Source organism: Microbulbifer harenosus (assembly GCF_005771435.1).
GTDB lineage: Bacteria > Pseudomonadota > Gammaproteobacteria > Pseudomonadales > Cellvibrionaceae > Microbulbifer > Microbulbifer harenosus.
The window spans coordinates 92,114-104,225 of record NZ_VANI01000015.1 but is presented as its reverse complement, the minus strand read 5'-3'; the positions used below and the strand labels follow the sequence as shown (position 1 = coordinate 104,225).

The 12,112-nt window shown below is 59.0% G+C and carries 14 protein-coding genes; 7 read left to right on the top strand and 7 right to left on the bottom strand.

The window, feature by feature from the left end:
- Nucleotides 1-7: 7 nt before the first annotated feature.
- Nucleotides 8-1,015 carry a phospholipase A gene (locus tag FDY93_RS14455; protein ID WP_166215110.1) on the bottom strand — a complete coding sequence of 336 codons (1,008 nt, stop codon included), beginning with the start codon at nucleotides 1,013-1,015 and terminating at the stop codon, nucleotides 8-10.
- 229 nt (nucleotides 1,016-1,244) lie between these two features.
- On the opposite strand from FDY93_RS14455, the gene FDY93_RS14450 reads away from it, so the two are divergent.
- Complete coding sequence (locus FDY93_RS14450) at nucleotides 1,245-2,114, top strand: DUF2279 domain-containing protein (protein WP_138236464.1); 870 nt, start codon at nucleotides 1,245-1,247, stop codon at nucleotides 2,112-2,114.
- Between the two features lie 172 nt (nucleotides 2,115-2,286).
- Here the strand turns inward: FDY93_RS14450 and FDY93_RS14445 are convergent, their stop codons facing one another.
- Both FDY93_RS14445 and FDY93_RS14440 read right to left on the bottom strand, forming a co-directional pair.
- Entirely contained in the window at nucleotides 2,287-3,528 is a 1,242-nt protein-coding gene (locus tag FDY93_RS14445; protein ID WP_138236463.1) for a cation:proton antiporter, read from the bottom strand.
- Between the two features lie 28 nt (nucleotides 3,529-3,556).
- On the bottom strand, nucleotides 3,557-5,101 hold the full coding sequence (locus tag FDY93_RS14440) for an FMN-binding glutamate synthase family protein (protein WP_138236462.1): 1,545 nt from the start codon (nucleotides 5,099-5,101) through the stop codon (nucleotides 3,557-3,559).
- Nucleotides 5,102-5,239: 138 nt separating this feature from the next.
- Between FDY93_RS14440 and FDY93_RS14435 the strand changes: the two genes are divergently transcribed.
- A complete protein-coding gene (locus FDY93_RS14435; RefSeq protein WP_138236461.1) occupies nucleotides 5,240-6,328 on the top strand; it encodes a PA0069 family radical SAM protein in 1,089 nt (362 codons plus the stop codon).
- A 3-nt stretch (nucleotides 6,329-6,331) separates the two neighbouring features.
- On the opposite strand, the gene arsH is transcribed toward FDY93_RS14435, so the two are convergent.
- The 4 genes from arsH to FDY93_RS14415 are packed head-to-tail and all read right to left on the bottom strand — an operon-like array spanning nucleotide 6,332 to nucleotide 8,902.
- On the bottom strand, nucleotides 6,332-7,048 hold the full coding sequence (gene arsH, locus FDY93_RS14430) for an arsenical resistance protein ArsH (protein WP_246068592.1): 717 nt from the start codon (nucleotides 7,046-7,048) through the stop codon (nucleotides 6,332-6,334).
- A 3-nt stretch (nucleotides 7,049-7,051) separates the two neighbouring features.
- Nucleotides 7,052-8,071, bottom strand: a complete 1,020-nt coding sequence (gene arsB / locus FDY93_RS14425; RefSeq protein ID WP_138236460.1) for an ACR3 family arsenite efflux transporter — start codon at nucleotides 8,069-8,071, stop codon at nucleotides 7,052-7,054.
- 2 nt (nucleotides 8,072-8,073) lie between these two features.
- On the bottom strand, nucleotides 8,074-8,547 hold the full coding sequence (locus tag FDY93_RS14420) for an arsenate reductase ArsC (protein WP_138236459.1): 474 nt from the start codon (nucleotides 8,545-8,547) through the stop codon (nucleotides 8,074-8,076).
- A 22-nt stretch (nucleotides 8,548-8,569) separates the two neighbouring features.
- Nucleotides 8,570-8,902 (bottom strand): metalloregulator ArsR/SmtB family transcription factor, encoded by a 333-nt coding sequence (locus tag FDY93_RS14415; RefSeq protein WP_138236458.1) that lies wholly within the window; start codon nucleotides 8,900-8,902, stop codon nucleotides 8,570-8,572.
- 139 nt (nucleotides 8,903-9,041) lie between these two features.
- On the opposite strand from FDY93_RS14415, the gene FDY93_RS14410 reads away from it, so the two are divergent.
- The 5 genes from FDY93_RS14410 (at nucleotide 9,042) to FDY93_RS14390 (ending at nucleotide 12,110) form a co-directional block, all read left to right on the top strand.
- The gene (locus FDY93_RS14410) at nucleotides 9,042-9,335 is read left to right on the top strand and encodes a GIY-YIG nuclease family protein (protein ID WP_138236457.1); all 294 of its coding nucleotides are present in this window, start codon (nucleotides 9,042-9,044) and stop codon (nucleotides 9,333-9,335) included.
- Nucleotides 9,336-9,554: 219 nt separating this feature from the next.
- A complete protein-coding gene (locus FDY93_RS14405) occupies nucleotides 9,555-10,328 on the top strand; it encodes a TSUP family transporter (RefSeq protein WP_138236456.1) in 774 nt (257 codons plus the stop codon).
- Nucleotides 10,329-10,424: 96 nt separating this feature from the next.
- Nucleotides 10,425-10,745: a DUF3301 domain-containing protein gene (locus FDY93_RS14400; protein WP_138236455.1), complete on the top strand. Its 321-nt coding sequence runs from the start codon at nucleotides 10,425-10,427 to the stop codon at nucleotides 10,743-10,745.
- A gap of 18 nt (nucleotides 10,746-10,763) precedes the next feature.
- Complete coding sequence (locus FDY93_RS14395) at nucleotides 10,764-10,976, top strand: DUF1653 domain-containing protein (protein ID WP_171018994.1); 213 nt, start codon at nucleotides 10,764-10,766, stop codon at nucleotides 10,974-10,976.
- 66 nt (nucleotides 10,977-11,042) lie between these two features.
- Nucleotides 11,043-12,110 (top strand): saccharopine dehydrogenase family protein, encoded by a 1,068-nt coding sequence (locus FDY93_RS14390; protein WP_138236453.1) that lies wholly within the window; start codon nucleotides 11,043-11,045, stop codon nucleotides 12,108-12,110.
- Nucleotides 12,111-12,112: the final 2 nt, after the last annotated feature.

Genomic DNA, 12,112 nt, shown 5'->3' with positions numbered 1-12,112 from the left:
AATACCCTTAGAGACCCGGCACGAGCATCACACCTATCCCCAGCATTTGCACTCGCGTTGAATAGTCGATCAGACTCTCGCCGTAACCGTCAAAGTATTTCACCACCCCGCGCACACGTGGCGCAATGGGAAATCCCCAGGACAGCTCCACAGCGCCAAAATTTTCTGATTTCAGGTTGTTGCGCAACATGATCGACGAAGTATACCCGCCGGCACTGTACCCACCTGTGACCTCAAAGTTACCGAAATAGGTACCAAATTCACTGCTGCGCCCGACTTCGCGATCAACCGAAATTAGGTACCAGGGCTTGAGATTGAGAAAGTAACGGCCTTTTTCAAAGGTAAAATCCGCATAAATCCGGTTCCATCCGCGCGAGTATATATCGCCACGGCCGTTGGACTGATGGCTGATTCCCATCCGCATGGGAATGTTTCGAAAGCCGAAAGCCTCCCAATCACCGACCCATGTCGCCAACAGTTCCACCTCGTGATTGATTTCCCGAAAGGGGGAGGAGGGTGCATACGCCTGCCAGAAACTCCGATTGGTGTAGGCAAAACTGAGAAACGAGTTCTCCCCCCAAAACCCGCTAAATACGGGCAACTGTAGCGAGAGCTGGAACTGCATTTCCGAGGGTTTCAAGCCTCGCACACTGTAGCGAGCCGCCGCTATCGAACTGTCTTCCTCCGGGAAATGGCGATAGGCCACAGGCAGCAGATAATTCGCCCGGTAACCGATCAGTGAAAATGGATTGTCGATAGCTTGGCGAATTGCCTGTATGCGTTCGCTGTGATAGGGCTCGGGCGCGCTGTTTGCCTGGGCGTCTTCCGCTCGCGACCGTTTGGGCGCCGTTGCGTCGCCCTCTCCCTCGGTGATCGTCAACTCCTGCAACGACTCGTTAACGACACACTCACCTGCGCCATCTGCGGTCGCCCCCGAGGGTGTCGGGAAGGATGGATGTTCCTCGCTGCCAAGGCAGGCAAGGGAGGTCAGTGCAAAAACTCCCAGTACTGCCAATCTTCCCCTCAAATACAACAAAGCGGTTCCTCCCTGACATCAACTACCAGAGAAGCGTAGTTGTAGCGGAACAATTTCGCAGTCTGGGCGAGAAACCGCCGCCACTATTATTATTCGCCAGCTAATCCTGGCCGTTGGTGCATTTGTATTTCATCCGCCGGACTTGTATCTTCCGCCAAAAATTTGGCTCGCACGCCATTCTCGCCCGCACCCAAAAAGGCTTCACTGCATGCAACCGATCTCAACTTTGCGCTGCCTGGTATTGTCACTGTGCTTCTTGCTCTCACCACCACTGAGTGCCGCCGCGATCACTTGGGAAGGCACCCAAAAGTCCCTGCTGGATGCCAAATATGAAATTGCCGCGGTTGGCGGCGGCATTACCTACCTGGGCGTCAAGGAATGGAACTGGGGCAGCTCCTCATTCCGGTTCAACGATGAGGGCTGGTTTGGCATGGACACGGGGAGCGGCGGCATGGACAAACTCGGGCATATGTACTCGTCCTACCTGATCGCCGAGGCCATCGGCAATGGCCTTTCCCGCGAGAATGAACCGGAATTCGCGGCAACGTACAGCGCGCTCTGGGCCAGCAGCCTGATGCTCTACGTCGAGATGTTCGACGGATACTCCGCCGATCACGGCTTTTCTTACGAAGACGTCATTTTCAACACTACCGGTATTGCCCTGTCCTACCTGAGAACACGCAACCCGGAGCTGAAGAACCTGCTCGATTATCGCCTGGATTACCGTCCCTCAAAGGGAATGAAGGGTTTCCATCCGGTCACCGATTACAGTGGCATGCGCTATTTACTGGCGGTAAAAGCAGCCGGGATACCCGCACTACAGGACACGCCGTTCAAATACCTGGAGCTCAACCTCGGCTATATGGCCCAGGGATTCAAGGCTGAGGATGCGCCGTATTTTCCCGAGCGAAGCACTGAGTTCTTCGTGGGCATTGGGTTCAATCTGGATGAACTGCTGTTCAAACCTTTGGCGGGGCATCTGGGCAGAGTTGGAAAATATGCCTCCACCGTTTCCCACTACTACCAGCCGCGCGGAAGCTATATTAAAACAACGCTGCATGAACGCACTGACGAGTAATCAATAGCACCCAAAATACTGCGAGGGCCAACAATGCTCAGAGTCATCGGTGTACTCCTCTTTGCCCTGCTGCTGTTGGCCATAGCAGCCCACCTGTTCTATTCCCGCAAAGCCGGAGAAGAAGAAACCAGTTACCAGCAAACAATTCCCGCCTACCACTTTGCACAACCCCTTAGGGCTCGAGCTTCCGAATCAGGCGTGTACTCGTAGTTCCCTGCACCAACAGCGAAAACAGCACCACCCCAAATACCATTGCCTGTACCATTTCCCAGTACGGCAAATCCACCGGTAGCGACAGCACCAGTGCCGCCGCGATCACCCCGCGCAAACCGCCCCAGCTCAGAATCAATCGCCAGTTCTTTGTGATCGGCGGCCCCACAAAGCGCGCCATTGGTGCCACCAAAAACACAGCCAACCCGCGGGCGCCAATCGCCGCCACAATGGCAACAATCATCGCCAGCCAGTGATTAACAAACATATCGACTGTAATCACCAGTCCCATCATCACAAAGATCAGCGCATGGAACAGCAGCCCCAACCATTCCCAGGTCGGTGCCGCGTGGGCAAGGTAGGTTTGCTCCTGCTCGCGCAGACAAGCTCGGGCGACAATCGCGCAGATCATTACCGAGAGAATACCGGACACACCCACCACGTGTTCCGCCAGGTAAAAGCTGCCAAAGGCCGCCAACACCAGCACCACCAGTGCAGCACCGGCGGAGCGGAGAAACAGGATGGTAATGGCGGTCAACAAGCCGCAGATGGTACCGACCGCGAGCCCACCGAAGAAAACCACGGCAAAATACAGCGCGAAACTGCCCGCGCCCGCGATTTCTTCGCCTGTGGCAACAGCACCTTCCATGGCACTGTGACTGGCGATACCCAACACAAAGGAAAACAGCACAATCGCCGCCGCATCGTTGAACAGGCTTTCTCCTTCGAGCAAGGTAAGCAGTTCGTTATTGGCGCCGGTCTTGCGCAGGCGGGCAACAATCGCGGCGGGGTCAGTGGCGGCGAGGATGGTGCCGGTGAGCAGTGCGGCGATCCATGGAAAACCACCCGACTGCACGACCCCGAAATACACCAGCACTGCAGTAATCAACGCGCAGATCAGTACGCCCACCGTGGCCAGCAGCAGTGCCGGCGCGAGCCAGCGGAACAAAGCATCCGGATCGATCTTCCAGGCGGACTGGAAAATCAGCACCGGCAGTATGATGAAAAACACCAACTGGTGGATGTTCTCTGCGCGCAGGCCGGTGTTGTAATCAAAAACCGGCAACAGCATTCCGGCGAGCACGCCCGCAATCAGGCAGCCGAGGGTATCGTCGCGTTTCAGCAGACGCGCAATACCAAGGCCCGCGACGGCGGCAAGCGCCATATACAGCCCTTGCCCGACCAGTGTGGTGACGCCTTCCATGGTGCTCTCCCTGTTTCTCTTCAGCTCATCAATTCATACTGCGGTCGCTGGCGATCACGGATTTGGGTTTTATCTCGGGTACCAGATCGTTCAGCGGCACGGGCACGCCGCGCTCGTTGATCACCTCCACGTGGGCGCGGCGCAGCAGGCGCGGTTCCGGCACGCCGCAGGAATGGGCAATGGTGCCGACCTCGTATTCCATATTGCGCGCGTAGTGATACACGCGCTCCGCTTTGTCCATCGGATCCAGCCCCTGCTGCAGATCCGGGTTGTGGGTGGTGACGCCGGTAGGGCAGGTATTTTTGTTGCACTGCATTGCCTGGATGCAGCCGAGAGCGAACATAAAACCGCGCCCGCAGTTTACGAAATCCGCCCCCATCGCCAGCGCCCAGGCGACCATGGAAGGGGTGAGCAGCTTGCCGGCACAGATAACCTTCACCCGCTCGCGCAGCCCGTACTGTTCGAGCAAATCCACCACCAGCGGCAGGCTGCGACTCAGCGGCAGGCCCATGTAATCCATCAGACTCTGGGGGGCGGCACCGCTGCCGCCATCGGCGCTGTCGATATTGATGAAATCCGGCGCGGATTCGATACCGCGCTGCTGGATAGCCGCACACAAATCGTGCAGCCAGTCGCTGACGCCGATAACGCACTTGAAGCCGACCGGTTTGCCGGTGACGTCGCGGATATGATTGATCATATCCAGCAACCCATCCACGTCGCGGATTTCCGGATGGCCATTGGGGCTGATGGAATCCATGCCAACGGGAATACCACGCACATGGGCAATCTCCGGCGTGACCTTGATACCGGGCAGGATGCCGCCCTTGCCGGGTTTGGCGCCCTGGGACAGTTTCAACTCGAACATTTTCACCTGCTCGTGGGCCGCCACCTCTCGCAGTTTGTCGTCCGACAGGTTGCCCTCCGCATCCCGCACCCCGTATTTGGCAGTGCCGATCTGGAACACGATGTCGCAACCTCCGGCCAGATGATGCGAGGAAAGGCCCCCTTCCCCCGTGTTCATCCAGATGCCGGCCTTGGCTGCCCCCTTCGACAGCGCCGTCACCGCGGGCACCGACAGAGCACCAAAGCTCATGCCGGAAATATTGAAAATCGACCTTGTAGTGTAGGGCTTGCGTGCCACGCCTTCCCCCAGAGTCACTTCCCGCGGCGGTACTGCGTCCTTGCTCAGGGTCGGAAACGGGTGATTAAGGAAGACGATATCCCCGGGCTGATTGAGCGACCGGGTGGAGCCGAACGCGAGGGTGGAATCCACATTTTTCGCCGCGCGGTAAACCCAGTTGCGCTGGGCGCGGTTGAACGGCATCTCCTCGCGATCCAGCGCGTAGAAGTACTGGCGAAAAAACTCGCCCAGGTGTTCAAACTGGTAGCGAAAGCGCCCCAGCACCGGGAAATTGCGCCGGATCGCCTGCTTGGTCTGGCTCACATCCGACAGGTACAGGTACACCACGTAGAGCACCAGCACCACTAACCCGAAGGCGAACAGCATTGCAAACAGCTGCAACACCTTGACCGCAAAGCCGTAAATCGCGGCCACTGCCTGAAGATCCATTCCCTGACCCCTGCTCTGATTGTTGATAGGGCGATAGCCAAAACTGCCCAGTCATTGTAAGTGTTGTCCGCGCCGGTTGCACCGTCCGGCACGCGGCAATAAACTGTATGCACATACAGTATCCAGAAGAGCATCAGCGTGGCCAACGACTCCCCCAGCAACCCCACCCGCTTGCACAAGGGCCGCGGCGCCGTTAGCAATCTGGCCGGGCGCTTTGTGGACCAGGTCAGCAGCCGCGAGAGCGATGGCTGGGCGCTGGAGCTGGAACCGCTTGAGCGGATTGAAACCGTGGCCATAGAGGAAAAGGCGAAATCCATTATCGCCACCAACAGCTCCCCGGATATTCCTTTCACCCAGTCGATTAATGCGTACCGGGGTTGTGAGCATGGTTGCGTATACTGCTACGCCCGTCCCGCCCACGCCTATATGGACCTGTCGCCGGGGCTCGATTTCGAGACGCGGCTGTTTTACAAACCCAATGCGGCAGAGCTACTGGAACAGGCGCTGCGCAAGAAGGGCTACCAGTGCAGCCCCATCGCCATGGGCACCAATACCGACCCCTACCAGCCGCTGGAAAAAGACAAGCAGATCACCCGCCAGATACTGGAAACCCTGCAGCGCCACCGCCATCCACTGACCATCGTCACCAAGAGCCAATTGATTGTGCGCGACCTGCCGATCCTGGCAGAGATGGCCCGGGACAACCTGGTGCATGTAGCCATCAGTGTAACCACGCTGGATAACGACCTGAAACGCCGACTGGAACCGCGCACCGCGGGGCCGGCCGCGCGCCTGCGCACCATCGAGGCACTGAGCGGCGCAGGGATTCCCACCGCAGTGATGGCAGCGCCGATGATCCCGGCGCTCAACGATTCGGAGCTGGAAAATATCTTGACCAGCGCCAGCGAAGCCGGCGCCATCCAGGCCGCCTACATTCTGCTGCGGCTGCCGTTTGAAGTGGCGCCGCTGTTCAGGCAATGGCTGGCGGAGCACTATCCGCAGCGAGCGGCGCATGTCATGAGTCTGGTGCAGCAAAGCCGCGGGGGAAAAGACAACCAAAGCGAATTTGGCGAGCGCCAGCGCGGCACCGGCGTATTCGCCCAGCTGCTGCGGCAACGCTTCAAGGTGCACTGCCGCAAGCTGGGCCTGAATGAAAGGAAACTGGCGCTGGACTCTAGCCGCTTTACCCTGCCGCTGCGCGCCGGAGATCAGCAGAGTCTGTTCTAGGGTTCACATCGAACGCTGGTCTATCCGCTTGCGGAATTCCTCGGCACTTTCCTTGCGCTCGGAGTAACGGTCTACCAGATAGTCCGAACGATCCCGCAGCAACAGGGTGAACTTCACCAGCTCTTCCATCACATCCACCACGCGATCGTACAGGGATGACGGCTTCATACGGTCGTTGTCGTCAAACTCCAACCACGCTTTGGGAATAGATGACTGGTTGGGAATGGTGACCATCCGCATCCAGCGTCCCAACACCCGCATCTGGTTTACGGCGTTGAACGATTGCGAACCACCACTGACCTGCATCACTGCCAGGGTCTTGCCCTGGGTGGGACGGATACTCTGCATCGCCAGCGGGATCCAGTCGATCTGCGCTTTCATAATGCCGGTCATGGCGCCGTGGCGCTCCGGGCTGCACCACACCATGCCATCGCACCACTGTGCCAGCGCGCGCAGCTCCTGAACCTTCGGATGGTCTTCCTCCGCATCGTCTGGCAACGGCAATCCGGAGGGATTGAAGGTGCGGGTTTCCGCACCAAAAAATTCCAGAATGCGCGCGGCCTCTTCCGTGGCCAGGCGGCTGAAGGAGCGCGACCGCAGTGAGCCGTATAGCAACAGGATTTTCACGGGCGCCGGTGAGCGCTCAGCAGAAAACAGCTTCGCCTCGTCGATCGGCTGCAGGCACTCGGCGTCAATGTTCGGCATATCGTTCAGGGACACAACTCACTCCTCAAAGTAGTGGCGGGTTCGATTGGCAAAGGCCACCAGGCTCAACATAACCGGCACTTCCACCAGCACCCCCACCACCGTTGCCAGTGCGGCACCGGAATTGAGGCCGAACAGGGAGATGGCCACGGCCACCGCCAGCTCGAAAAAATTGGAGGTGGCAATCATGCAGCCCGGCGCGGCGATATTGTGCGGTAGTTTCATGGCCCGTGCCGCGCCGTAGGAGATCGCAAAAATCCCGTAGGTCTGGATCAGCAGTGGAATCGCGATCAGCACAATGGCCAGCGGTTGGGAGAGAATGGTCTCCGCCTGGAAACCGAACAGCAGCACCACGGTCGCCAGCAGGCCGGCAATGGAAATCGGTTTTACGGTTTCGAGGAAATGGTTCAGACGCGAGTGATCCGCTCGAGAATCCAGTGCACGGCGGGTCAGGATGCCGGCAATCAGAGGGATCACCACATACAGCACGACCGATAACAACAGCGTATCCCAGGGCACGGTCACATCGCTGACCCCAAGCAGAAATGCGGCCAGGGGGGCGAAGGCAAAAATCATGATGACGTCGTTCACCGACACCTGCACCAGAGTGTAATTGGCATCGCCGCGGGTCAGCTGGCTCCACACAAACACCATCGCGGTACAGGGCGCCACGCCGAGCAGGATCATACCGGCGATGTATTCCGTTGCCGTCTGCGGGTCCACCAGGTCGGCGAAAATCACCCGGAAAAACAACCAACCCAGGGCCGCCATGGTGAAGGGTTTGATCAGCCAGTTCATCACCAGCGTGAGCAGCAGCCCTTTGGGTTTTTTACCGATATCGCGAATGGAGCTGAAGTCCACCTGCACCATCATCGGGTAGATCATCAACCAGATGAAAATCGCTACCGGAATATTTACGCGGGCCACTTCCAGCGCGGCGAACCAGTGGAAGAGTGCGGGAAATTGGGTGCCGAGCAAAACGCCCGCGACGATACACAGCGCCACCCAGACCGAAAGATACCGTTCAAACAGCCCCACGATCAGTTGACCTCTGCAATGCTGACAAGCGCATTCAGCAACTCTTCGCGCGGCAGGTTCTTCTCCTGCAGGGACAACAGACCCTGCACGCGGTGCTCGATGGTTTCCATCACACGGTAGAACGCCTCGCGGATTTCCTCTTCACTGCCCTCGAGTTTCGAGGGGTCCGGCAGCCCCCAGTGCACCTTGAGGGTATCGCCAAACCACACCGGGCAGCTTTCATTGGCGGCGCTGTCACACACGGTGACCACCACATCCGGCTGGTTCTGTTCGAAGGCATCCCAGGATTTGCTCTCGAGCCCCGCGGTATCTATGCCTTTCTCCCTGAGATAGCGGATCGACAGTGGGTGCACTTCGCCACTGGGCTGGCTGCCGGCACTGCAGGCCTGGATGCGCCCCTGCGCGAGGTGATTGGTGATCGCTTCGCTCAGAATGCTGCGGCAGCGATTGTGGGTACAGATATACAGAATGTTCATTGATTCATTTCCTTGGGATTGTTCAGCAACAAACGGGGCGATCGGCCATGGCCTTGAGGCTGCTCCGCAGTGCCGATAAGCGACCGGCTTCGGCATTGGTCGCGCTATCAATTACGCTGCTCGCCCAGCCCGGCAGCGACGGGTGAATGTTGTAGTAAACCCACTGGCCGCGACGGGTGTCCTGCAGCAGGCCGCAGTTGCGCAGTTGCGCCAGATGCCGGGAGATTTTCGGCTGGGATTCTCCCAGCGCCGCCATCAGTTCGCACACGCACAGCTCCCCCTCCGCTTGCATCAGCAGTACCAGCCGCAGACGGGTCTCGTCCGCCAGACATTTGAACAATTGCACCGGGGTCATCACAGTTCCTCAAGATCGTGGTGCCAGGTTGCGAGCATTATATATGGATATTCGAATATGTAAATTTGCCGAGACGCAATAAGCAACCGCGGGCTGATACAATGCACCGTCACAGCGATTACTCCACGAGTGGTAGAAAGTGTCTGACTGGTTTGTTTATCTGATCCGCACCCGCGCCGGCAGCCTGTATACCGGTATCACCCGGGACGTGGCGCGCCGCTTTGGGGAGCACAGCAACGGCGGTCCCAAAGCCGCCAAAGCACTGCGCGGGCGCGGCCCACTGACGCTGGAATTTCAGCAGGCGGTGGCGGACAAGTCGCAGGCGCTGAAGCTGGAACTACAGATCAAGAAATGGCCCAAGGCACGCAAGGAAGCATTGATTGCGGGCCATATTGCGCTGCCCCCTGCGCCACCTGCTCCCGAATCAGCGTAAGCGGGTTCACGGAGGGAACGCTCAATGGCGAACCCGGCGCGGCAGCGCAAAACCAATGATCGCACCACCAAACGCCAGCGCCGCCGCGGGATTCCGACATAAAACCGGGAGCCGCTCTATCTGACCGAACCAGGGGAAAATAATAAATTCAGCGGGGGTGATCACCGGGTTTCCGCTGATACAATGCGCGCCACCGCAATACCTAGACTAAGGAATCCCATGGAACTCACCCTCACCCTGCTTCTGGTGTTGTTTGCCGTTGCCATGTTCGCGGGCTGGGTGGATACCCTCGCGGGCGGGGGCGGATTGCTGACCCTGCCGGCACTGCTGCTCGCCGGCGTGCCGCCGGTCACCGCACTCGCCACCAACAAAAGCCAGGCGGTGATTGGCACCCTGACAGCCACCACCACGTTGTTCGCCAAGGGTCACCTGCGCGAGCGCGCGCTGCTGCTGCCGGTTGTCACCGCGGCACTCGGTGCAGCGCTGGGCACCTGGCTGATCCAACGTGTCGATACCAGCTGGTTAAGCTGGGTAATTCCGGTTCTGCTGCTTTGCGTGGCGCTTTATGTATGGCTGACACCAAATATGGGCAGCAATGAAAGCCATCCCCGCCAGAGTGAAACCCAGTGGGCACTCACCTGTGCCCCAGCGGTGGGATTTTACGACGGTGCCTTCGGGCCCGGCACCGGCACCTTCTTTGCCGCCACCGGTGTCGCCTTTCGCGGCCAGACTCTGCTCGCAGCCACCATCCGCGCCAAGCTGTTCAACCTCACCACCAATGTGGTCTCTGTTGCACTGTTTGCCGCCGGTGGCAAGGTGATCTGGACCATCGGCGCGACCATGATGGCGGGCCAGATGATCGGAGCCATTATCGGCAGTCACACCATGCTGGCGGGCGGCACCCGGCTGATCCGCCCGCTGGTCATCGCCATGTGTGTGCTGATGTCATTGAGCCAGATTGCCCAACACCTGGGGCTGCTGCAGCTTGCCTAGTGGCCGAACCGCATTCGGAACGTGAGAATCGCCTCAGGCACAGTCCTTTTTCTGGTGGTATTCTTGCGCGCACGAACGTAAACATTCTGAATCTTTATGTACTACTCACTGGGCGACTTGTTCTGGCTGTTCCTGCTGATCCTGGCAGCCTGGTATTTCTGGGCCGGCATGGCCGCCAAAGACAGGGTGCGTCGTATCGTCAAGGCGCACTGCGCCGAGTCAGGTGTCCAGTTGCTGGACGACACCGTAATGCTGGTACGCACGCGCCTGAAGCGCGATAAAACCGGCCAGGTCCGGCTGCTGCGCCAGTATGAATTCGAATTCACCTCCACCGGCGAACGCCGCTACAGCGGTATCGCCGTGCTGCACGGGCAACGGGTCAACCAGATTCAACTGTCGCCCTTCCACCTCGCGTGAAAACCCCTGAGGACTCCCATGCAAAAAGGCATCTACCGTCACTACAAAGGCAATCTCTACCATTTGATGGAAATCGCCACCCACAGTGAAACCGGGGAACAATTGGCCATTTACCGCGCTCTGTATGATGAGTTCGGCGTGTGGGCGCGCCCGCTGACAATGTTTGCGGAAACTATTGAAAAAAACGGTACGAGCATTCCGCGCTTCGCGCTGGAGAAAGCACTCGACTGACCGCCCCCACAGCCCATTCCACCTCAGAACAAACACGGTCCCGCGACCACACAATAAGGACAACAGGTGAACAATAAGCAGATCCTGATTTACGGAGCGTACGGCTATACCGGCGAGCTGATTGCCCGCAAGGCGGTGGCCAGGGGCCTGAAACCCATTCTGTCAGGCCGCAGCGCCGTCAAGCTGCAACCGCTGGCCAACGAACTGGGGCTTTCCGCCATTGCCGTCGGTCTCGACGATGAAGAGGTACTGGCGCGAACCCTGAAGGATGTGGCAGTGGTCATCCACTGCGCCGGCCCCTTCTCCGCCACCGCCGAGCCGATGATGCGCGCGTGTATCAAAAGCGGTACCCACTATCAGGACATCACCGGCGAGATGGCGGTATACCAGCAGGCGCACGCAATGGATGCCGAGGCAAAGGCCGCGGGCGTGGTGCTGTGCCCCGGTACCGGCTTCGATGTAATCCCCACCGACTGCCTGGCGGCGGCGCTGCACAAGGCCATGACCAGTGCCACTCACCTGACCCTGGGGTTCGATTCCGATTCCGGCCTGAGCCCGGGTACGGCCAAAACATCCATCGAGAGCCTGGGTGTGGGCGGCGCGGTGCGCCGCAACGGCAAGATCGAAGTAATCCCTCACGGCGGGCTGACCCGCACAATCAACTTTGGCCGCGGCGAAAAGTTTGCGGTTGCCATTCCCTGGGGCGATGTGGCCACGGCCTACTACTCCACCGAGATTCCAAATATCGAGGTGTACGTCCCCATGAGTCCGCGGCGCGCGAAGAAGATGCAGCGACTCAACAGATTCCGCTGGCTGCTGCGCATGCAGTGGGTACAGAAATGGCTAAAAAGCAAGGTAGACAAGAACGTGCAGGGGCCCACCGAGAACCAGCGCGCAGAGCAGAAGACCTGGGTGTGGGGCGAGGTGCGCAACGACCGCCGCGGCGAGCGCCGGGTGGGGCGCGTGGTCACTGCCAATGGCTACGATGTGACCGTGCACGGCTCGCTGGCGGTGATGGAGTTTCTGTTGGATTACGAGGGTAAAGGCGGTTACTTCACGCCCTCGAAACTCTGCGGTCACCAGCTGGTGGAAAAACTGCCCGGCTCCGGCGCCATCAAGATCGGGATCGATTGATT

What these genes read in the sequence shown, in the direction of transcription:
- FDY93_RS14450 (WP_138236464.1), top strand. Translation starts at nt 1,245, where the DNA reads ATGCAACCGATCTCAACTTTGCGCTGCCTGGTATTGTCACTGTGCTTC.
- FDY93_RS14445 (WP_138236463.1), bottom strand. Translation starts at nt 3,528, where the DNA reads ATGGAAGGCGTCACCACACTGGTCGGGCAAGGGCTGTATATGGCGCTT.
- FDY93_RS14440 (WP_138236462.1), bottom strand. Translation starts at nt 5,101, where the DNA reads ATGGATCTTCAGGCAGTGGCCGCGATTTACGGCTTTGCGGTCAAGGTG.
- FDY93_RS14420 (WP_138236459.1), bottom strand. Translation starts at nt 8,547, where the DNA reads ATGAACATTCTGTATATCTGTACCCACAATCGCTGCCGCAGCATTCTG.
- FDY93_RS14415 (WP_138236458.1), bottom strand. Translation starts at nt 8,902, where the DNA reads ATGACCCCGGTGCAATTGTTCAAATGTCTGGCGGACGAGACCCGTCTG.
- FDY93_RS14405 (WP_138236456.1), top strand. Translation starts at nt 9,555, where the DNA reads ATGGAACTCACCCTCACCCTGCTTCTGGTGTTGTTTGCCGTTGCCATG.
- FDY93_RS14400 (WP_138236455.1), top strand. Translation starts at nt 10,425, where the DNA reads ATGTACTACTCACTGGGCGACTTGTTCTGGCTGTTCCTGCTGATCCTG.
- FDY93_RS14395 (WP_171018994.1), top strand. Translation starts at nt 10,764, where the DNA reads ATGCAAAAAGGCATCTACCGTCACTACAAAGGCAATCTCTACCATTTG.